Genomic DNA, 18,890 nt, shown 5'->3' with positions numbered 1-18,890 from the left:
GTATTTTATTCTTCGTCTTGATTGGTGATGTCATCAATTGTGTCAGACTCGCCATCGGGACCATTAGAAATAATTAGGATTTTCCCGCCATCCATTTCAAAATAAAGTTCATTTTTCCAGCCATCAACAGGTTTGGAAGCAATGAATTTCTTTTCTACTAATTCATCTAATGAAACACTTTGCATTTTCTTCGTGCCATATTCTAGTTTGTATAAACTTAATGCGTTTTCAAGTGACTTCATGGCGATGCCAGTGGTTTTGATTTTGCCTTTTTCACCATTGTTTAAAACTTGTGGAATTATGGCAGCAGAAATTGCAGCAAATAATACTAATGCCACAAGAATTTCAATTAACGTCATGCCTTTTTGGTTCGATAAAGTTGGGATGTGTTTTTTCATAATACGGAGCTCATGCTGGTGATTGGGAGTACAATAGCTAGTACGATGACTAATACTACTGCACCGATAAGTAAAATCATTAAAGGTGAAATTAAACTGATCATTGAATCGATCAAGTTCCTAAGTTGACTCTCTTCAGAGGCACTAGTTCGCTGTAACATGGCAGATAAGTCGCCAGAAGCTTCACCTGATTGAATCATATGTAGCATCATTGGACGAAAATAGCCTGTTTCGCGCAGCGCTTTATGCAATGATCCGCCTTCGCTGACCGACGTCATCGCTTTTACTAGGGTTTTTTGAATAGGGATATTTTCGACCACGTCTTTGGCGATACGCATGGCTTCTACAAGGGGGACGCCTGCTTTGGTTAATATGGCTAACGTACCCACATAACGTGAGGCATTAAACCCTTTGCTCATTTTTTTAATTAATGGCAGTTTTAAATATAAGCGATGGGTTTTTTCTAAGCGATTTGGTTTAGCATTCCAAATTTTGAAAAGTATAAAGTCTAAAATAATGCCAAAAAAAGCATAAATTCCATATTGGCGAATCCAGTCGCTGATTGCAATGACTACTTTTGTAGGCCCTGGAAGCTCAGCATCCACACTATCAAATATGCCAGTAATTGTCGGAACAACTAAAACCATTAGGCCAATTGTAATGCCAATGGCGACAGTAACAAGAATCGTTGGATAAATTGCGGCGGATTTGAGTTTTTTCTCGATTCCCTGCTGGTTTTCCATGTAGTCCGCAAGGTTGTTTAATACCAGTGCTAAGTTACCAGAGTGTTCACCTGCAGAAACTGTTGAGCAATAAAGCTTAGAAAACGCACGAGGAAATTCTTGTAAGCTTTGAGCCAAAGTATGACCTTCAAGTACTTTGCTTCGAACTGCAGCAAAAATGCGTCGCTCTTTATTGTTTTCCGCTTGTTCAACCAATGCCGATAAGCACTCCTCAAGGGGTAGGCCTGAAGAAATTAAGGTTGATAATTGACGAGTAAACATTGAAAGCTCATCAGTGGATAAGCTCGGGTCCATCAAAGATGATAAAAAACCGCGATTACTGTTTTTCTTCTCTTTTGTTTGTTTGATGTCAATTGGAAATAAATCTTGATCACGCAATTTTTGGCGAACTAATCGTTCGCTATCGGCTTCTATTAAACCTTTTTTCTTTTTGCCAGTTGCATTGACGATGGCTGTGTATTCAAAAGCTGCCATTATTTACTCCGACATACACGTAGCACTTCATCAAGACTGGTTCGTCCGTTTAGAATCTTGCCAATGCCATCTTGTAAAATACTCGGTGTGGCTGTGCGAGCTTGAGCGGTCATTTCTTGTTCACTGGATCCATCGTGAATCATGGTGCGTAAAGTGTCATCAATTTGTACAATTTCGTAAATACCTAAGCGGCCTTTGTAGCCTGTGTTTTTACAATCTTTACATCCACAAGCGCGATAAATTTGCACGGGTTGTGCTGAATCAATTTCAAGTACTTTGCATTCAGCTTCGTCAGGTATATACGCTTCTTTACAGCTAGCGCATAGGGTTCTGACTAGGCGTTGCGCCAATACGCCGATTAAACTTGAAGACAATAAAAATGGCTCAACACCCATATCTTGTAAACGGGTTAAAGAGCCAATTGCTGAGTTGGTGTGTAAGGTTGATAGTACTAAGTGACCTGTTAATGAAGCTTGAACTGCAATTTCAACTGTCTCAAAGTCACGAATCTCACCGATCATCACAACATCGGGATCTTGACGTAATATTGCACGTAGTCCAGCTGCGAAGGTCATGTCCACCTTTGTGTTCACTTGGGTTTGGCCAATACCTGGCAGAGAATACTCAATTGGATCTTCAACCGTCATGATATTGCGTTGATGATCATTTAATGATTCTAATGCGCCGTAAAGGGTGGTGGTTTTACCAGAACCAGTTGGACCTGTTACCAAAATAATACCGTGAGGGCGGGAAATTAAATTGTTGATGCGATCTAAATCTGTGGGCGTCATACCTAAATGGGTTAAATCTAAGCGCCCAGCTTGTTTGTCCAACAAGCGCATTACAACACGTTCCCCGTGATTAGAAGGTAAAGTTGAAACACGAACATCCACTTCACGCCCTGCTAAACGTAAACTGATGCGGCCATCTTGCGGTACGCGTTTTTCTGCGATGTCTAATTTTGCCATTACTTTAATACGAGAAACTAATAACGGAGCAAGTGCGCGTTTTGGTTGCACTACTTCTCGTAATACACCATCAGCACGAAAGCGAATAACCAAGCGTTTTTCAAAGGTTTCAATATGAATATCCGATGCGTTTTCTTTAATGGCTTCAGCTAATACGGCATTAATTAATTTAATAATTGGCGCGTCGCCTTCTTGCTCAAGTAAATCTTCTGTTTCAGGAACACTGGCAGCTAAACTGGTTAAATCTAAGTCATCACCTATATCTTCAACCATTTGCATGGCTTCTTCGCTGTCGCCTTCTTGATAGATTTGATTAAGTAAGGTTTCAAATAACCCTTCAGTGATCAGCTCAATAGTTGCTGATGCGCCACATGCTCTTTGTGTTTCTAAAATAGCAGCCATAGGCGTATGGGATGTGTGCATGATCTTTGATTGATCGGTTTGATGATCAATAATGATTTGATTGCGCTTAGCAAAACCAAAAGGTAAGCGACGTATAAAAAAATGTTCTTGAGCAAAATTCAAAGACATGTATCGTCCATTTATTAGTGGCAAAATCGAAAGTAGGACAGAGGATAGCGTCCAAAGTTCACAAATCAAGTGGTTTCTTTTTAGTTTATGTGAAATATCACTTTTTGCTACAAAGCTCGCGATTATTATGTGGTTAAAGATGGGTTGTTAGGTTGAAAAATAGGCAATATTTGAAATGTATATTTAATTCATTGTTAGGTATCAGTATTTTTATAAAAGAATTTTTTTGAAACGTGTATTTTTGCTTAAAAAATAGGCTACGCTGTATGCTGTAGTCCTGATTGTGCGTAGTTTTAGTGCGGTTTGCACCAGTTTGTGTCACTTTGTAAATTATTTTTCATTTACGTTATAGATATATTCGAATTGGAGACCTATAATGTCGCGCGGATTTGCTTTGACTTTTTTTATTGAATATTCGGTCAGAAGTAAAATCATGCGGTATTGCTTTGCTGCTGCAAATATATTCTTTTGATGATGCTTGTTTATGAGTGTTATCGAATCATTTTCAAACTTTTAAAATTAAACTTTAATATAGGCAATCTTTATGATTAAAATCAAAAAAGGCCTTGATCTACCGTTAGCTGGTGCACCTTTGCAGCAGATTTCTGACGGGCAGCCGGTGAAAACCGTTGCTGTTGTTGGATTTGACTATCATGGCATGAAGCCAAGTATGAAAGTCAAAGTCGGCGATACGGTCAAGAAAGGTCAAGTATTGTTTGCTGATAAAAAGAATGAAGGGGTGGTTTTTACCGCGCCGGCTTCTGGATCAGTAACGGCTATCAATCGTGGGGCTAAACGTGCTTTTCAATCGGTTGTGATTGAAAAACAAGGTGATGAGCAAGAGACTTTCGCTCAATATGCACCAGATGCAATTTCTGCATTAACGGCACAGCAAATCACTGATAACTTAGTTAATAGTGGCTTATGGACGGCATTGCGTACTCGTCCTTATTCTAAAGTGCCTGCTATTACATCTACACCAAAAGCAGTTTTCATTACAGCGATGGATACAAATCCTGGTGCACTAGATGCTCAAGTAGTCATCAGCGAAGATAAAGATGCGTTCTTATTAGGTCAAAGCATTGTTGCTAAATTGACGACAGGCAAAACTTATTTATGTGTGGATGCCGATAGTCAAATTCAAGCGGCACCTGGTGTGCAATTAGAGACTTTCTCTGGTGTGCATCCTGCTGGTAACGTTGGAACGCACATTCACTTTTTAGAAGGCGCAAGCGCTGAAAAAGTGGTTTGGTCAATTAACTTCCAAGACGTTATCGCTATTGCTAAATTGTTTACAACAGGTCAAATCAATTCTGAGCGTGTTGTTGCGTTAAGTGGGCCGCAAATGAATGAGCCTCGCTTGGTTCGTACGCAAGTTGGTGCGTGTATCTCTGAATTGCTTTCAGGTCAAACCAAAGAAGGCAATAACCGTGCTGTATCGGGTTCTGTTTTCGGTGGTCGTACTGCATCAAATGCATTTGATTTCTTAGGTCGTTACCATCAACAAGTGAGCGTTTTATTGGAAGGTGGTGAACGTACTATCTTGCATTATTTGCGCCCAGGTTTTGATGTGGTTTCTGTTTTAAATATCTATATCTCTAAATTATTCCCAAGTAAAAAGTATAACTTTACTACTTCGCGTAATGGTTCAGAGCGTGCAATGATGCCAGTGGGTAACTTTGAAAAAGTGATGCCGTTGGATATTTTAGCGACTCAATTATTACGTGCTATTGCAGTGGGTGATGTTGAAATGGCTGAAAAATTAGGCGCATTAGAATTAGATGAAGACGATTTGGCATTATGTACTTATACCTGCGCAGGTAAATACGAGTACGGCCAAATTCTTCGTGACACATTAACGCGTATTGAGGCTGAGGGATAATCATGATCAGAAAGTTTTTAGATAATATTGAACCTCATTTTCACCAAGGCGGTAAATGGGAAAAATGGTATGCATTATATGAGGCCGTTGATACGGGTTTATATAAAGATCCAGGCGTAACAAAATCAAGCGCTCACGTACGTGATGGCGTGGATTTAAAACGTATTATGATCACTGTTTGGGCATGTACTTTCCCTGCAATGTTTTTTGGTATGTGGTTAGTTGGCCATAATGCGGGTGTTGCTTATGAAGCAGGCGCTACGCTTCCAACTGATTGGCATGCATACTTCATTACTATGTTTTTTGGTGATACACCTCAGTTAGGTGGCTTGGTCAGTAATATTCTGTACGGTGCTATCTATTTTGCTCCTGTTTATGCGGTCACATTTATTGTGGGTGGATTCTGGGAAGTATTATTTGCAGCCGTTCGTGGTCACGAAGTTAACGAAGGTTTCTTCGTATCTTCTGTATTGTTTGCATTAATTTGCCCACCGACTATTCCTTTATGGCAAGTCGCGTTAGGTATTAGCTTTGGTATTGTGGTTGGTAAAGAAATTTTCGGCGGAACAGGTAAGAACTTCTTAAACCCTGCTTTGACCGGTCGTGCTTTCTTATTCTTTGCATACCCTGCACAAATTTCTGGTGATACGGTTTGGACTGCGGTTGATGGTTTCTCTGGTGCGACGCCATTGAGTATGGCTAACCAAGGTTTGTATGACGCATCGACAAATATGTTAGGTAGTCTTTCTTGGTTTGATGCTTTTGCAGGTTTCGTTCAAGGTTCTATGGGTGAAACATCTACGATTGCAATCCTTTTAGGTGGTGCTGTGATTTTAGTCATGGGTATAGCGTCTTGGAGAATTGTGGGTGGTGTTTTAATCGGATCATTCTTAACGGTTGCGTTATTTAATTCTTTGGCTGAGCCTGAGTCTGTTAACCAGATGTTAGCGCTTCCTTGGATGTGGCATGTTGTATTAGGTGGCTTTGCTTTTGGTACCATCTTTATGGCAACGGATCCTATTTCAGCTTCTATGACAAATAAAGGTAAATACGTATTTGGTATTTTGATTGGCGCGATGGTTATTTTAATTCGTGTGGTTAATCCTGCATATCCAGAAGGCATGATGTTAGCTATTTTATTCGCCAACATCTTTGCTCCGTTAATTGACCATTTTGTTGTTCAATCTAACATCAAAAGGAGACTGGCCCGTGTCTAAAAATAAAGAAACTTTCGGTTATACGTTAACCGTTGCATTTGTTGTTTGTTTGGTCTGTGCTGTAATCGTTTCTACCGCAGCGGTTGTATTAAAGCCACAGCAAGTACTGAATAAAGCATTAGATAAAAATAAAAACGTATTGGCAGCTGCTGATTTATTAGGTGAGTTCACGCTTTCTAATGTCCCTGCCGCTTTTGTTGAAAAAACATTCAACGAAAAAGTAGTGGTTAAATTAGTGGATGTGAAAACTGGTAAGTACATCACTGACATGACTGATGAAGAAATCGCTAAGTATGATCAAAAGAAGGCGGCTAAATCTGCCGATAAACTTGATAAGAAAATCGATATCGCACAAATCAAACGCCAAGCTGACATCGCAAAAGTATATGTTGTGAATGATGCGAATGGCAACTTTGAGAAAATCATTCTTCCTGTCCATGGTTATGGTTTATGGTCAACATTATATGGCTTTATCGCTTTAGAAAATGACTTAAATACAGTGATTGGTTTTGGTTTTTATGCGCATGCTGAAACACCGGGTCTTGGTGGTGAAGTAGATAGTGACGCGTTTAAAGATCAGTGGCCTGGTAAAAAGATTTTTGACGAATCTGGTGAGTTAAAAATTCACGTAGCTAAAGGTGGTCAAGCACAAAATCAAATGCATGACATTGATGGTTTGTCTGGTGCAACTTTGACAACTCGTGGCGTGGATAACTTAGTTAAGTTTTGGTTAGGCCAAGACGGATTTGCTCAGTTTATTACCAATCTTAAAAATGGGGAGGCGTAATTATGTCGACTAAAAAATTATTAACCAGCCCGATTTTAACCAATAACCCTATTGGTTTACAGATTCTAGGTATTTGTTCGGCACTTGCTGTAACCACTTCTGTAGAAGTTGCATTGGTAATGAGTGTTGCTTTAACAGTCGTTACCGCATTTTCAAGTATGCTTATTTCAAGTATTCGTAACTTTATTCCTTCAAGTATTCGAATCATCGTTCAGATGACGATTATTGCTTCTTTGGTAATTTTGGTTGATCAGGTACTTAAAGCCTATATGTTCGATTTGTCCAAACAGCTTTCGGTTTTTGTCGGATTGATTATTACTAACTGTATCGTTATGGGTCGTGCTGAAGCTTTTGCTATGGCAAATGGACCTAAAGCGAGTTTCTTAGATGGTATCGGTAATGGTCTAGGTTATTCGGTTGTATTGATTCTTGTTGGTATTATCCGTGAAGTATTGGGTGCTGGTAAAATACTAGGGTTTGATATAGGCGGTGATTGGTATCTTCCTAACGGTTTATTATTATTGCCACCTTCAGCCTTCTTTATAATTGGTGGTTTAATTTGGGCTTTACGTACTTACGATAAAAACCAAGTTGAAAAAAATGAATTTAACATTGTGTCTAACACAGCAAAGGAGGCTAAATAATGGTTGATTATATTAGCTTATTTATAAAAGCCATTTTCATTGAAAACATGGCATTGGCGTTCTTCTTGGGTATGTGTACGTTTATCGCATTATCTAAAAAAATCGATGCAGCAATTGGTTTAGGTATCGCGGTAATTGTGGTTCAAGCGGTTACTGTTCCGTTAAATAACTTGCTTTACACGTTCGTATTAAGTGAAGGCGCATTAAGCTGGGCAAGCGAAGATTTAGCTGAAGTTGATCTAGGTTTCTTAGGTTATTTAGCTTATATCGGTGTGATTGCTGCTGTGGTTCAAATCATGGAAATGGTTTTAGATAAGTATATGCCTGCGTTATATAACGCATTAGGTGTGTTCTTGCCTTTAATCACGGTTAACTGTGCAATCTTAGGTGCATCGTTATTCATGGTTGAACGTGATTACACGTTCGGTGAATCAGTGGTTTATGGTATTGGCGCTGGCGTGGGTTGGGCATTAGCAATTGCTTGTCTAGCAGGCGTTCGTGAAAAATTAAAATACAGTGACATTCCAAAGGGTTTACAAGGGTTAGGTATTACTTTTGTATCTGTTGGTTTAATGAGCTTAGGCTTCATGTCATTCTCTGGTATCTCACTGTAAGGGGCGAACAATGGAAATTATTTTAGGTGTAGTTCTATTTATCGTCATCGTATTGGCTTTGGTTGTGGTTATTTTAGCTGCACGTTCAAAGTTGGTAAATTCTGGTGATGTACAAATTGAAATTAATGAAGAAAGCGACAAGACCTTAACGGTTGAAGCGGGCGGAAAATTATTACAAACACTTTCAGCAAACAAGATTTTCTTGTCTTCTGCTTGTGGTGGTGGTGGTTCATGCGCACAGTGTAAATGTAAAGTATTTTCAGGTGGTGGCGAAGCGTTACCCACTGAAGCATCTGCATTTACAAAAGGTGAGTTAAAAGAAGGTTGGCGTTTGGCTTGTCAGGTTCCTGTTAAACAGAACATGGCAATTGAAGTTGAACCTGAATTCTTTGGTGTTAAAAAATGGGAATGTACCGTTGAGTCAAATCCAAATGTTGCAACGTTCATTAAAGAATTAACATTAAAATTGCCTCAAGGCGAAAATGTTGATTTCCGTGCAGGTGGTTACGTTCAATTAGAATGTCCAGCTCATACGGTTGACTACAAAGATTTTGACATCGAAAAAGAATACCATCCTGATTGGGATAAATTCAAAATTTGGGATAACGTATCAGTAGTGTCTGAACCTACAATCCGTGCATACTCAATGGCGAACTATCCTGAAGAAGTGGGTATTGTGAAATTCAATATTCGTATTGCTTCTCCGCCTCCAGGCTCTAAAGGGATTCCACCTGGAATTATGTCTTCATACGTATTTAACCTTAAGCCAGGTGATAAAATTGATGTATACGGTCCATTTGGTGAATTCTTCGCTAAAGATACTGATGCTGAAATGGTCTTTATCGGTGGTGGTGCAGGTATGGCGCCAATGCGTTCTCATATCTTTGATCAGCTTAAACGTTTAAAATCTAAGCGTAAAATGAGCTTCTGGTATGGTGCTCGTTCACTTCGTGAGTGTTTCTACAACGAAGAATACGACATGTTAGCGGCTGAAAACGAAAACTTCGATTGGCACTTAGCATTATCGGATCCGCAAGCTGAAGATAACTGGGATGGCTTAACTGGTTTTATTCATAATGTTCTTTTTGAGCAATATTTAAAAGATCATGAAGCACCAGAAGATTGTGAGTTCTACATGTGTGGTCCTCCAATGATGAATCAAGCGGTTGTTAATATGTTGCTTGAATTAGGTGTTGAGCCTGAAAACATCTTATTAGATGATTTCGGTGGCTAGTTACAATTAGTTGTAAATAAATAAGGTAGGCTTGTCCCGCCTTTTTTTGGTTTAAAAAGTGAATAAAATGAACGGTATTAGACGTGTTGTATCACTGTTAGTTATCAGTTTGATTGCATTTTCGTGTCAGTCTAAAAAAGAACAAGTGATTAGCCTTCAAGGCAAAACGATGGGGCAGGTGTCTTATCGAGTATTAGTTGTAACCACCCCTTCTTCGCAACAATCCATACAAAGTGGTATTGATGCACAGCTCGATTCAGTCGTAGAATTAATGTCGACATACGAATCCGATTCACAAATTAATCAATTTAACGATTCGCCTTTGAATGAAGCGTTTAAATTAGATCAAAAAACCTTCGATGTGTTGGCTTTAAGTCAAAAAATAAGCGAGCAAACTCAAGGTGCTTTTGATATCACCGTTGGGCCTTTGGTTGATTTATGGGGGTTTGGCCCAAAAGCAAAGCCTGAGCAAATTCCTGATCCAATGCAAATTATGCAAAGTTTTAATTTGATAGGGTATGACTCCATTGTTTTAGATGAAAAAAGCTTAAGTGCAACTAAAAAACAATATCGACGTGTGGATTTGTCGGCTATTGCCAAGGGCTATGCGGTTGATGAAATCGCGCATTATCTTGAATCAAAAAATATCAATAGTTACATGATTGAGGTGGGCGGAGAAATTCGCTTAAAAGGGGTTAAACCAAACGGTAATAAGTGGCGAATAGCCATTGAAATTCCCCAGTCTGATTTAAATCAACAGATTCAAACGACGCTGTCTTTAACTGATATCAGCATGGCTACATCTGGGGATTATAGAAACTTCTTTGAATTGGATGGAGTGAGATATTCCCATACAATTGACCCAAAAACAGGTTACCCAATTAATCATCATTTAGCTTCAGTTACAGTGCTGAGCGAGGATTGTGCAACTGCGGATGCGATGGCGACCGCGCTTATGGTGATGGGTGGAGAGGATGGGTTGAAGTTTGCCAATGAGCATAATATTTCTGCTTATTTTATAGTGAAAACAAAACAAGGGTTTGATCAATTTGAATCAAGCGCTTATCAACAATATTTTGCAGAAATGCAGTAAAATCTGGGAGTAAGTTATGAGTTCTATTGGTATGTTTGCCGCAGTTTTTTTGGTGTTTTTTGGTTTTGTCGCATTAATGGCTGTGGGTGTGATGATGGGGCGCAAGCCTATTGCTGGAAGTTGTGGTGGTGTGGGTAAAGCCTTGGGCGAGCCTGACTATAGTTGTGATATTTGTGGTGGCGATGTTTCAAAATGCGAAGAGCAAAATGATGATGTTGCAAATGCAGATTTAAATACAGATTTAGCGGTAGATGCGAGTCAACCAAAACAAAAATAACTGTTATTTTTATGTGACATGGTTAGAATGTCGATTAAGTCACAAATATAAAGGGTAGAGAATGACACAAATTAATTATGATGTTGCTGTTATTGGTAGTGGGCCAGCGGGTGAAAGCGCAGCTATGAATGTTGCTAAACACGGTAAGTCGGTCGTGATCATCGAAAATAGAGATGAAGTGGGAGGAGGTTGTACCCATAAAGGAACCATTCCTTCAAAGGCGTTACGACATGCTGTTCATCAAGTGCTTCAATTTAATAATAACCCTATGTTTCGTGAAATAAGTAAGCCTATTTGGTTAACTTTTGAGCAGGCTTTGCAATCGGCAAATAAAGTCATCACAAAACAAGTAGAAATGAGAAATCGTTTTTATGGCAGAAATCGAGTGGATGTCATCAAAGGGACGGCTAGATTTCAAGATAAGAATAAGTTAGTGATTAGTGGTGGTGAGCACCATAACAACGTGATTAAAGCCGATCATATTGTAATTGCAACAGGATCAAGTCCGTATCGCCCAGCAGGCATCGACTTTACACATTCACGTGTATTTGACTCGGACACCATTTTAAATTTAAAACTCACTCCAAAACGAATCATTATTTTTGGAGCGGGTGTAATTGGTTGCGAATACGCATCTATATTTAGTGGGTTAGGTTGTAAGGTTGATTTGGTTAATCCAACTTCTAGTTTGCTTGCCTTTATGGATGATGAAATTTCCGACGCATTAAGTTATCACCTTCGTGGTCATGGCGTATTAATTCGCCACGATGAAAATTTTGAAAGCTGCCAAGCGAGTGACGACAATGTAAAAGTTACCTTAACATCGGGTAAAACCATTACCGCTGATGTGTTTATGTGGGCCAATGGTCGATCTGGTAATACAGCTAAATTAGGTTTGGAAAAACTGGATATTAAAGTCAATAGTCGTGGTCAAATTGAAGTCGATGACAATTATCAAACCTCAGTAGAGGGTATCAGTGCTGCAGGTGATGTAATTGGCTGGCCTTCATTAGCCTCTGCTGCTTACGACCAAGGTCGATCTAGTGTTGCACGTTTTTGTGGCGAAGAAGAGTATCAAGTCAATCAAGTGCCAACGGGTATTTATACTATTCCTGAAATCTCTTCCATTGGCATGACTGAAACAGAATTAACCAAAGCAAAAATCCCTTATGAAATTGGTAAAGCTTATTTTAAAGATACAGGTCGTGCGCAAATTACAGGGGAAACGGTTGGTGTTTTGAAATTGTTATTCCATAGTCAAACTATGGAATTATTAGGTATTCATTGTTTTGGTGATCAAGCAGCAGAAATTTTGCATATTGGTCAGGCTATTATGGCGCAAGATGGTGAGGCGAATAGTATTAAGTATTTCTTATCTCATACTTTTAATTACCCAACTATGGCAGAGGCATATCGAGTGGCAGCTATAAATGGCCTTAATCGGTTAGCTGGAGATTAATCAAAAAAACGAAGTGGATTTCACTTCGTATTAACTTTAAGCAAGGAGGCTTAATTTTTAGAACGATCCAGTTCCCCCTAAAAAACTGTACAAATCTGCGTAAAATAATGATCATTTTATTACGCAGTCTCAAATTTTCAGTTTTGTTCGATGCAAAATTGGTCGCTAAATGAAAGTAGCTTAATAGAGCAATGCAGAAGCTCATTGTCGAACTCAATTTGAATAATTACGGATTGTGCTGAATAGAGATGATTTTTATTGCTCTATTTTTTCAACTTGCCCGTTTTCATCAAACGTTATCACTAAATTTTGTTTAATTTGTAATTTTTCTTGGGTTTTTTTTGTGTACACATATTGCCAAATATTTGGTGATAATGTGTTGGTTAATGCTGGTTGGCCAATTAAATAGACGATTTGGCTTTTAGTAAATCCTATTTGAATTTGATTGATCTTTTCTTGATCAATTTCACTGCCTTGATACTGTGTTGGTTGATAAGGGCGAAGTGAAGAACAGCTTGTAGAAAGTAATCCAAAACTAACAAATAATAAACATGAAACTAAAAGAATGTGTGTAGATTTCATAAAACCTCAAATGTGTTGGTGGGTTCATCTTTTATAAACCCCTAAAACAGTGTTATATTGTCGATATTAGCATATTCGATATACTTGAACACTGGAAAAAAAATGAAAGATAGCAATTTAGATTTAAAAAAAGCAGGATTAAAAGTTACCTTCCCCCGATTAAAAATATTAGAAATTCTAGCTGAATGTGATGGTCACTTAAGTGCTGAAGATGTGTATAAGCGACTATTAGAGTCAGGTGATGATGTTGGACTGGCAACGGTGTATAGAGTTCTAACTCAATTTGAAACCGCCGAGTTAGTTGTAAGGCATAACTTTGATGGTGGGCATGCGGTATTTGAAATGGCTACTGACGAGCATCATGATCATATGGTTTGTGTTGAATCAGGTAAAGTGATTGAATTTTATGACGAGCAAATAGAAAAGCGCCAACATGAAATTGCCAAACAAAATGGGTATGAGATAACCGACCATAATCTAGTGCTTTACGTTAAACCTTTAAAAAAATAGTCACAATTGATAGGTGGTTAACTTTTTGAGTAATTTAATTTGCCTTCCTAAAATGGAAGGTTTAAATTGTTAGGATAATGTTAGATTTTATTTATGGCTGTTCAACAATCTGGAGCTAATGATGCGTAAAGTATTATTTATCACAATTGCGTTATTTTGGGCGAGTCAAACCCATGCATTTTTAACAGTTGGCGATAAAGCTTTTTTACCTCAAGTAAAAGTAATGGGGTCAAAAAAACGCGTTGATTTATCTCGGTTAGAAGGTCGGGTTGTTTTTTTAGAATTTTGGGCATCTTGGTGTGTATCATGTGCTAAATCGTTTCCTATTTATAATAAAGTCTACAACGAATTAAAAAATGAAGGCGTTATTTTTATTAGCGTTAACACCGACGCAAGTGAGAAAGCTGCCAAACGGTTTTTGAAAAAAAATCCTGCTGACTTTTTAGTCGTTCGTGATACTAAAAAAGAAGCAGTAAAAACATATGAGCCAAGAGGGTATCCAATTGGTTATATCATTGATCGAAAAGGGAATATTGTGCACATTGAGCAAAGTGTTCCAGTTTATGAAGAATTAAAAGAAAAATTAGAAGCGTTATTGTAAGCGTGTAAAAACTATCAATGGCTGTGTTTTCACGGCCTTTTTTGTGGGTGCATGTTTGAGAAAATACAATCATAAGGCTATGTTTTAAATTGTTGTGGCAGCTTGAAATCTTTCTAAAAGTTTCTACGCTGTAAAGACCATCCTAATATTAATCTAGCACTATGAATCCACAACATTTCCAGCAGATACTTAAGCAAGTCAATAAACTTGACCCCGTGCAAAAACTAACTCTTACAACCGCTTTAGATGCCCAAGACAATCCCATTCTTACAAGGCTTTCTAAAGAAATTATCCTCCATTCAAAATGCATTCATTGTCAAAGCGATCGCTTGCGAAAGTACGGTTTCAGTCACGCCAGGCAGCGCTTTTTTTGCAACGAATGTCGCAAGAGTTTTGTGTGTACACGAGGCAGTGCGTATTTTTATCAGCACAAGCCTGAGCTTTGGCAAAAATATCTCGAGCACATGCTAGAGCTTGATAGCATTCGATGCTGTGCAAAAGATTTGGGCATTTGTGTCACCACGTCTTTCAATTGGCGGCATCGGTTTATGAACGCGACACAAAACACCTACGAGTCTAGGTTAGAAGGCATTGTGGAGGCGGACGAAACGTATTTTAGAGAATCTAAAAAAGGTGAGAGAAACTTAAATCGTCCTGCTAGAAAGCGTGGAACAAAAGTATCGAAACAAGGTATTAATCAAACAGATTGGGTGTCGGTTTTGGTTGCAAAAGATCGAAATCATCATGAATTTGATCAGGTTTTAGCTCAAGTAAATGGCGCAGAAATCAATAATTGTTTGGGTAGTAAAATTGCCGATGAATCAATTTTATGCACCGACGGACAGCCTGCATATAATGAAATTTGCAAAGAACATCATCTACATCATGTGGTAGTTTTAAACCAATCCACTTCACAAAGTTTGTATCATATTCAAAATATTAATCAGTATCATAGCCAGTTAAAACGTTGGTATTTGAGCATGCATGGTGTGGCGAGTAAGTATTTAGCGAAATATTTGGGATGGTTTAGAATGCTGGACTGGCATAAATATCAGGTGTTTTCCAGTGATCTTAAAAGCGACGCTGAAAAACTGTTTGAATACAAGTTGTTACATGTGCAGCAACACAAGTTTAAAACATAGCCATGCTTAGGGTAGGTTCCTTATCCAAATAGCTGGTATAATGCTGTTTTTAATCTGAATTTTAATTATGTCTCATTCTTTTAAGCAATTACCCCTTCCAGCAGCCCAACAAGATAACCTAACTGAATTAGGTTATTTTGATATGACGGATATTCAACAAGCAAGCCTTCCTGATGTATTGTCCGGAAAGGATGTCATTGGTCAAGCTAAAACAGGCAGCGGGAAAACCGTAGCTTTTGGATTGCGTTTAATTGATTGCCTACATGTTAAATTTTTTGCTCCACAGGCTTTGGTATTATGCCCAACTAGAGAGCTTGCGGGTCAAGTCGCCAATGCACTTCGAAAGCTAGCACGCTATCAACAAAATATAAAAATTATAACATTAAGTGGTGGTATGCCACTTGGTCCTCAATTCGCATCATTAGAAAAGGGCGGTCACATTATTGTTGGTACTCCTGGGCGCGTGAAAGATTTAATCCAAAAAGGAAAGTTAGATTTATCTGAAGTAAAAGTAAGTGTGTTAGATGAAGCGGACAGAATGCTCGAAATGGGATTTCATGAAGATGTCGAAATGATTCTTAATGAATGTAAACCAGATAGACAGTCATTATTGTTTTCTGCGACCTTCAATGCGGAAATAGAAAAAATCGCACAAACAATGATGATTGATCCAGTTTGGATAAAAGGCACACAAGAAGATACGCCTGAAGACATCACGCATCATTTTTTTGAAGTTGAGCATAGTGATAAACCTGAAGCACTTTTTAGCGTCTTGCAGCAATTTTTACCTAAACAAGTGATGTTGTTTTGCAATACAAAAGCCTATTGCCAAGAGATTAGCGATTATTTAAATGATCATGGTATTGTAACGAGAGCATTACATGGTGATATGGAGCAAAAAGAACGCGATCAAACGTTAACGTTATTTTCTAATCAATCGATTACAGCAGTAGTGGCAACTGATGTTGCTGCACGTGGTTTGGATATTGCCAATATGCCATGTGTGATCAATGTTGATTTACCCAAACAAATCGATGTGTTCGTACATCGTGTTGGTCGTACCGGTCGAAACAAAAGTAAAGGACAGGCAATTACTTTTATAACATCGCGTCAAAAAAATCTAATTAGTAATTACGAAGAATTAATTAGTCAATCAATACGAATTAAAACCATCACAGAAAAACAGCAAAACAAACTGCCACTTCCTGAATTTCAAACCATCATGCTTGCCTCTGGCAAAAAAGATAAAATACGCCCTGGTGATATTGTGGGAGCATTAACTCAAGGTGCGGGTGTGAATTCTCAAGATATTGGTGATATTAATGTATTACCCGTTGTCACCTATGTTGCAATTAATCGGAAAATTGCGAATCATGCCGTCGGGAAATTAAGTCGTACAAAAATAAAAAATCGATCAATAAAAATGAGGTTAGTAGATTAATGGCTGTGGCAGGAGTTAGACATATTTTGGTGAAAACCGCTCAAGAAGCTGAGCAGTTAAAAAAACAAATAAAGCTTGGAAGCGATTTTGCTAAACTTGCTAAAAAACATTCACTGTGTCCTAGTGGTAAAAAAACGGGTGGTGATTTAGGTGAAGTACGTCAAGGCCAAATGGTGAAGCCTTTTGATAAAGCGGTATTTAAAGGGAAAGAATTGGAACTTCAAGGCCCTTTAAAAACCCAGTTTGGATTTCATATTCTTCAGGTTTTATATAGAGGATGATATGAGAAAAATAGTTGAACACTTAAAAAAATATACGTTAGCCAAAAGACTCTGGGTATTAGTTTTAAGTGTTACAACGTTAATTGTTATTCAAGGATTAAGTATTGTTTTAGACGTAAATCAAATCATTTTGGTGAGTATTTACATTGTTGAGTTAATTTTATTTGGGCTAAGTGTAAGTGCCATAAAAAAATTAATTGCAGAAAATAAAAAGCAATTTCAACATAATGAAATAAAAAATGAATTATCTAAAAAAGCAGGTCAATTAGAGCAGAGCAATCTTTCTTTAAATCTATTATATAAAATTGCCAAAATGATCAGTGTCCAACAATCATCGGTTGTGGATTATCAAACAATACTACAAGATCTAACCAAAACCCTAAATGTACAAGCCATGGAAATATGTCTGTTGAAGTCAGAAGGTTCTCAGGCTTATGAACATGTGCAAGTTGGAGAATATATTGATTCAAAACAATGTGCTACATTAGATTGTGATGGTTGCATAAAAGCGGGACATCAACATTTTGAAAAAGAAGCCCTGGTTAAAACTCAATATCCACTGCAAGACTCCCAAGAAAACTTTGGTGTGTTAACTTGCACTCACAAACAAAACCAACCTTTAAAGCCTTGGCAGAATCAACTTTTGTTTTCGGTTGCAGAGCTATTTACAACTTCAATTACATTAAATGAAAAACGAGATTCCAATCGTGTGCTTGCCTTAATGACAGAGCGGGCGGTAATTGCAAGAGAATTGCATGATTCATTAGCACAATCTTTATCCTATCTAAATATTCAAGCTACTCGTTTAAACAGAGCCCAACAAGCAAAAGTAAATGATCAAGCTAAACAAGAAATTATCGATGAAATAAAAGAAGGGTTGTCCAATGCGTATCGTCAATTGCGAGAATTATTATCAACTTTTCGTTTGAAGATTGAGCATAATGGAATCAAAGCGGCGCTTGAAGAAACAGTGAAACACTTGCAGGCAAAAGTAGATATTAATGTTGAATTAAATTTTAAAATTGAACATATTCCCTTAACGCCACATGAAGAAATTCATTTAGTACAATTGGCAAGAGAGGCGGCTCAAAATGCCTGTTATCACTCAAACGGGCAAAATATAAATATTGATTTATATTGTGAGTTGCCTGATAAAATATTTTTGACAGTCAAAGATGATGGAGTAGGGATAAGTGATGATCCAGAAAAACTAAATCATTACGGTCTGGCTATTATGAAAGAACGCAGTCGAAACTTAAATGGTGAACTCATTATTAAGCGCAGAGAATCTAAAGGTACAGTGGTTAAATTTTCATTTGAACCAACTGAGTTAAAAACAACACAAAAAATTAATCTACAGGAAATAATTCATCATGAGTGAAAAATCCACAATCATAACTATCGATGATCATCCATTATTACGCAAAGGTTTAAAGCAGCTTGTTGAGTTTGAAGAAGAGATTGAAATCATTGCAGAGGCATCAAATGGTGCTGATGGTATTAAATTAGCATTAGAACTTGAGCCAGATTTAATTATATTAGATCTCAATATGCAAAATATGGATGGCATTGAAACTTTAAAAATTTTACGTGAAAAAGGCGTTCAATCCCGTGTTGTCATGTTAACTGTTTCAGATAATGATGATGATGTAGTTCGAGCGGTACAAGCAGGTGCAGATGGATATTTACTAAAAGATACCGATCCTGAAGATTTATTAGAAAAAATTAAAGAAGCGACAATGGGTAAAATGGTGATCAATGATCGTTTAACTCAAATTTTAGCAACTGCTTTAAAAGCGCCCCTGCATAAAACAGAAAATAAACTCTCAACTTTGACTAATCGAGAAAAAGAAATATTAGAATTAATCGCAAAGGGTTTGCCTAATAAATTAATTGCAAGAGAGTTGGATATTTCTGACGGCACAGTAAAAGTGCATGTTAAACATTTACTGAAAAAACTTGAACTACGCTCAAGAGTTGAAGCGGCAGTTTGGTTTTTAGGTCAATAAAGT

At 37.8% G+C, this 18,890-nt stretch carries 20 protein-coding genes; 16 read left to right on the top strand and 4 right to left on the bottom strand.

Annotated features, from left to right (window positions below):
- Positions 1–5: 5 nt before the first annotated feature.
- From TYM08_RS12335 to gspE, 3 genes are read right to left on the bottom strand one after another with little or no spacing between them, the layout of a single operon-like run.
- Positions 6–398: a type II secretion system protein GspG gene (locus TYM08_RS12335; RefSeq protein WP_422379449.1), complete on the bottom strand. Its 393-nt coding sequence runs from the start codon at positions 396–398 to the stop codon at positions 6–8.
- Positions 395–1,615 carry a type II secretion system inner membrane protein GspF gene (gspF, locus tag TYM08_RS12330; protein WP_422379448.1) on the bottom strand — a complete coding sequence of 407 codons (1,221 nt, stop codon included), beginning with the start codon at positions 1,613–1,615 and terminating at the stop codon, positions 395–397. The genes TYM08_RS12335 and gspF overlap by 4 nt, the downstream gene beginning before the upstream one ends.
- Complete coding sequence (gene gspE, locus TYM08_RS12325; protein ID WP_422379447.1) at positions 1,615–3,114, bottom strand: type II secretion system ATPase GspE; 1,500 nt, start codon at positions 3,112–3,114, stop codon at positions 1,615–1,617. The genes gspF and gspE overlap by 1 nt, the downstream gene beginning before the upstream one ends.
- Before the next feature lie 544 nt (positions 3,115–3,658).
- Here gspE and TYM08_RS12320 point away from each other — a divergent pair.
- The 9 genes from TYM08_RS12320 to sthA all read left to right on the top strand — a co-directional run bounded on the left by TYM08_RS12320 (position 3,659) and on the right by sthA (position 12,321).
- Complete coding sequence (locus TYM08_RS12320; RefSeq protein WP_422379446.1) at positions 3,659–4,996, top strand: Na(+)-translocating NADH-quinone reductase subunit A; 1,338 nt, start codon at positions 3,659–3,661, stop codon at positions 4,994–4,996.
- Positions 4,996–6,213, top strand: coding sequence for an NADH:ubiquinone reductase (Na(+)-transporting) subunit B (locus tag TYM08_RS12315; protein ID WP_422382835.1), 1,218 nt, complete (start codon positions 4,996–4,998; stop codon positions 6,211–6,213). Before TYM08_RS12320 ends, TYM08_RS12315 begins: the two co-directional genes overlap by 1 nt.
- A complete protein-coding gene (locus TYM08_RS12310; protein WP_422379445.1) occupies positions 6,206–7,000 on the top strand; it encodes a Na(+)-translocating NADH-quinone reductase subunit C in 795 nt (264 codons plus the stop codon). Before TYM08_RS12315 ends, TYM08_RS12310 begins: the two co-directional genes overlap by 8 nt.
- A gap of 2 nt (positions 7,001–7,002) precedes the next feature.
- Positions 7,003–7,644: an NADH:ubiquinone reductase (Na(+)-transporting) subunit D gene (locus TYM08_RS12305; RefSeq protein ID WP_422379444.1), complete on the top strand. Its 642-nt coding sequence runs from the start codon at positions 7,003–7,005 to the stop codon at positions 7,642–7,644.
- Positions 7,644–8,258: an NADH:ubiquinone reductase (Na(+)-transporting) subunit E gene (gene nqrE, locus TYM08_RS12300; RefSeq protein WP_422379443.1), complete on the top strand. Its 615-nt coding sequence runs from the start codon at positions 7,644–7,646 to the stop codon at positions 8,256–8,258. The genes TYM08_RS12305 and nqrE overlap by 1 nt, the downstream gene beginning before the upstream one ends.
- Before the next feature lie 10 nt (positions 8,259–8,268).
- Positions 8,269–9,492 carry an NADH:ubiquinone reductase (Na(+)-transporting) subunit F gene (nqrF, locus tag TYM08_RS12295; protein WP_422379442.1) on the top strand — a complete coding sequence of 408 codons (1,224 nt, stop codon included), beginning with the start codon at positions 8,269–8,271 and terminating at the stop codon, positions 9,490–9,492.
- A gap of 67 nt (positions 9,493–9,559) precedes the next feature.
- Complete coding sequence (locus TYM08_RS12290; RefSeq protein WP_422379441.1) at positions 9,560–10,585, top strand: FAD:protein FMN transferase; 1,026 nt, start codon at positions 9,560–9,562, stop codon at positions 10,583–10,585.
- Between the two features lie 16 nt (positions 10,586–10,601).
- Entirely contained in the window at positions 10,602–10,862 is a 261-nt protein-coding gene (gene nqrM / locus TYM08_RS12285) for a (Na+)-NQR maturation NqrM (RefSeq protein WP_422379440.1), read from the top strand.
- 61 nt (positions 10,863–10,923) lie between these two features.
- Entirely contained in the window at positions 10,924–12,321 is a 1,398-nt protein-coding gene (gene sthA / locus TYM08_RS12280) for a Si-specific NAD(P)(+) transhydrogenase (protein ID WP_422379439.1), read from the top strand.
- Positions 12,322–12,576: 255 nt separating this feature from the next.
- On the opposite strand, the gene TYM08_RS12275 is transcribed toward sthA, so the two are convergent.
- Entirely contained in the window at positions 12,577–12,903 is a 327-nt protein-coding gene (locus tag TYM08_RS12275; RefSeq protein ID WP_422379438.1) for an outer membrane protein assembly factor BamE, read from the bottom strand.
- A 102-nt stretch (positions 12,904–13,005) separates the two neighbouring features.
- Here TYM08_RS12275 and fur point away from each other — a divergent pair, with 102 nt between their 5' ends.
- The 7 genes from fur (at position 13,006) to narL (ending at position 18,887) form a co-directional block, all read left to right on the top strand.
- Positions 13,006–13,413, top strand: a complete 408-nt coding sequence (gene fur, locus TYM08_RS12270; protein WP_422379437.1) for a ferric iron uptake transcriptional regulator — start codon at positions 13,006–13,008, stop codon at positions 13,411–13,413.
- A 121-nt stretch (positions 13,414–13,534) separates the two neighbouring features.
- On the top strand, positions 13,535–14,014 hold the full coding sequence (locus TYM08_RS12265; protein WP_422379436.1) for a TlpA family protein disulfide reductase: 480 nt from the start codon (positions 13,535–13,537) through the stop codon (positions 14,012–14,014).
- A 161-nt stretch (positions 14,015–14,175) separates the two neighbouring features.
- On the top strand, positions 14,176–15,156 hold the full coding sequence (locus TYM08_RS12260; RefSeq protein ID WP_422379435.1) for an IS1595 family transposase: 981 nt from the start codon (positions 14,176–14,178) through the stop codon (positions 15,154–15,156).
- Positions 15,157–15,223: 67 nt separating this feature from the next.
- Positions 15,224–16,597 (top strand): ATP-dependent RNA helicase DbpA, encoded by a 1,374-nt coding sequence (gene dbpA / locus TYM08_RS12255; protein WP_422379434.1) that lies wholly within the window; start codon positions 15,224–15,226, stop codon positions 16,595–16,597.
- Positions 16,597–16,878, top strand: coding sequence for a peptidylprolyl isomerase (locus TYM08_RS12250; RefSeq protein WP_422379433.1), 282 nt, complete (start codon positions 16,597–16,599; stop codon positions 16,876–16,878). Before dbpA ends, TYM08_RS12250 begins: the two co-directional genes overlap by 1 nt.
- Position 16,879: 1 nt before the next feature.
- Positions 16,880–18,259, top strand: a complete 1,380-nt coding sequence (locus tag TYM08_RS12245) for a histidine kinase (protein ID WP_422379432.1) — start codon at positions 16,880–16,882, stop codon at positions 18,257–18,259.
- Positions 18,252–18,887 (top strand): two-component system response regulator NarL, encoded by a 636-nt coding sequence (gene narL, locus TYM08_RS12240; RefSeq protein ID WP_422379431.1) that lies wholly within the window; start codon positions 18,252–18,254, stop codon positions 18,885–18,887. The genes TYM08_RS12245 and narL overlap by 8 nt, the downstream gene beginning before the upstream one ends.
- Positions 18,888–18,890: the final 3 nt, after the last annotated feature.

It is taken from the genome of Marinicellulosiphila megalodicopiae (assembly GCF_045862395.1).
Lineage (GTDB): Bacteria > Pseudomonadota > Gammaproteobacteria > Pseudomonadales > Natronospirillaceae > Marinicellulosiphila > Marinicellulosiphila megalodicopiae.
This window is presented reverse-complemented; position numbering and strand designations above follow the sequence as displayed.

What these genes read in the sequence shown, in the direction of transcription:
- TYM08_RS12335 (WP_422379449.1), bottom strand. Translation starts at nt 398, where the DNA reads ATGAAAAAACACATCCCAACTTTATCGAACCAAAAAGGCATGACGTTA.
- gspF (WP_422379448.1), bottom strand. Translation starts at nt 1,615, where the DNA reads ATGGCAGCTTTTGAATACACAGCCATCGTCAATGCAACTGGCAAAAAG.
- gspE (WP_422379447.1), bottom strand. Translation starts at nt 3,114, where the DNA reads ATGTCTTTGAATTTTGCTCAAGAACATTTTTTTATACGTCGCTTACCT.
- TYM08_RS12320 (WP_422379446.1), top strand. Translation starts at nt 3,659, where the DNA reads ATGATTAAAATCAAAAAAGGCCTTGATCTACCGTTAGCTGGTGCACCT.
- TYM08_RS12305 (WP_422379444.1), top strand. Translation starts at nt 7,003, where the DNA reads ATGTCGACTAAAAAATTATTAACCAGCCCGATTTTAACCAATAACCCT.
- nqrE (WP_422379443.1), top strand. Translation starts at nt 7,644, where the DNA reads ATGGTTGATTATATTAGCTTATTTATAAAAGCCATTTTCATTGAAAAC.
- nqrF (WP_422379442.1), top strand. Translation starts at nt 8,269, where the DNA reads ATGGAAATTATTTTAGGTGTAGTTCTATTTATCGTCATCGTATTGGCT.
- TYM08_RS12290 (WP_422379441.1), top strand. Translation starts at nt 9,560, where the DNA reads ATGAACGGTATTAGACGTGTTGTATCACTGTTAGTTATCAGTTTGATT.
- nqrM (WP_422379440.1), top strand. Translation starts at nt 10,602, where the DNA reads ATGAGTTCTATTGGTATGTTTGCCGCAGTTTTTTTGGTGTTTTTTGGT.
- sthA (WP_422379439.1), top strand. Translation starts at nt 10,924, where the DNA reads ATGACACAAATTAATTATGATGTTGCTGTTATTGGTAGTGGGCCAGCG.
- TYM08_RS12275 (WP_422379438.1), bottom strand. Translation starts at nt 12,903, where the DNA reads ATGAAATCTACACACATTCTTTTAGTTTCATGTTTATTATTTGTTAGT.
- fur (WP_422379437.1), top strand. Translation starts at nt 13,006, where the DNA reads ATGAAAGATAGCAATTTAGATTTAAAAAAAGCAGGATTAAAAGTTACC.
- TYM08_RS12265 (WP_422379436.1), top strand. Translation starts at nt 13,535, where the DNA reads ATGCGTAAAGTATTATTTATCACAATTGCGTTATTTTGGGCGAGTCAA.
- TYM08_RS12260 (WP_422379435.1), top strand. Translation starts at nt 14,176, where the DNA reads ATGAATCCACAACATTTCCAGCAGATACTTAAGCAAGTCAATAAACTT.
- dbpA (WP_422379434.1), top strand. Translation starts at nt 15,224, where the DNA reads ATGTCTCATTCTTTTAAGCAATTACCCCTTCCAGCAGCCCAACAAGAT.
- TYM08_RS12250 (WP_422379433.1), top strand. Translation starts at nt 16,597, where the DNA reads ATGGCTGTGGCAGGAGTTAGACATATTTTGGTGAAAACCGCTCAAGAA.
- TYM08_RS12245 (WP_422379432.1), top strand. Translation starts at nt 16,880, where the DNA reads ATGAGAAAAATAGTTGAACACTTAAAAAAATATACGTTAGCCAAAAGA.
- narL (WP_422379431.1), top strand. Translation starts at nt 18,252, where the DNA reads ATGAGTGAAAAATCCACAATCATAACTATCGATGATCATCCATTATTA.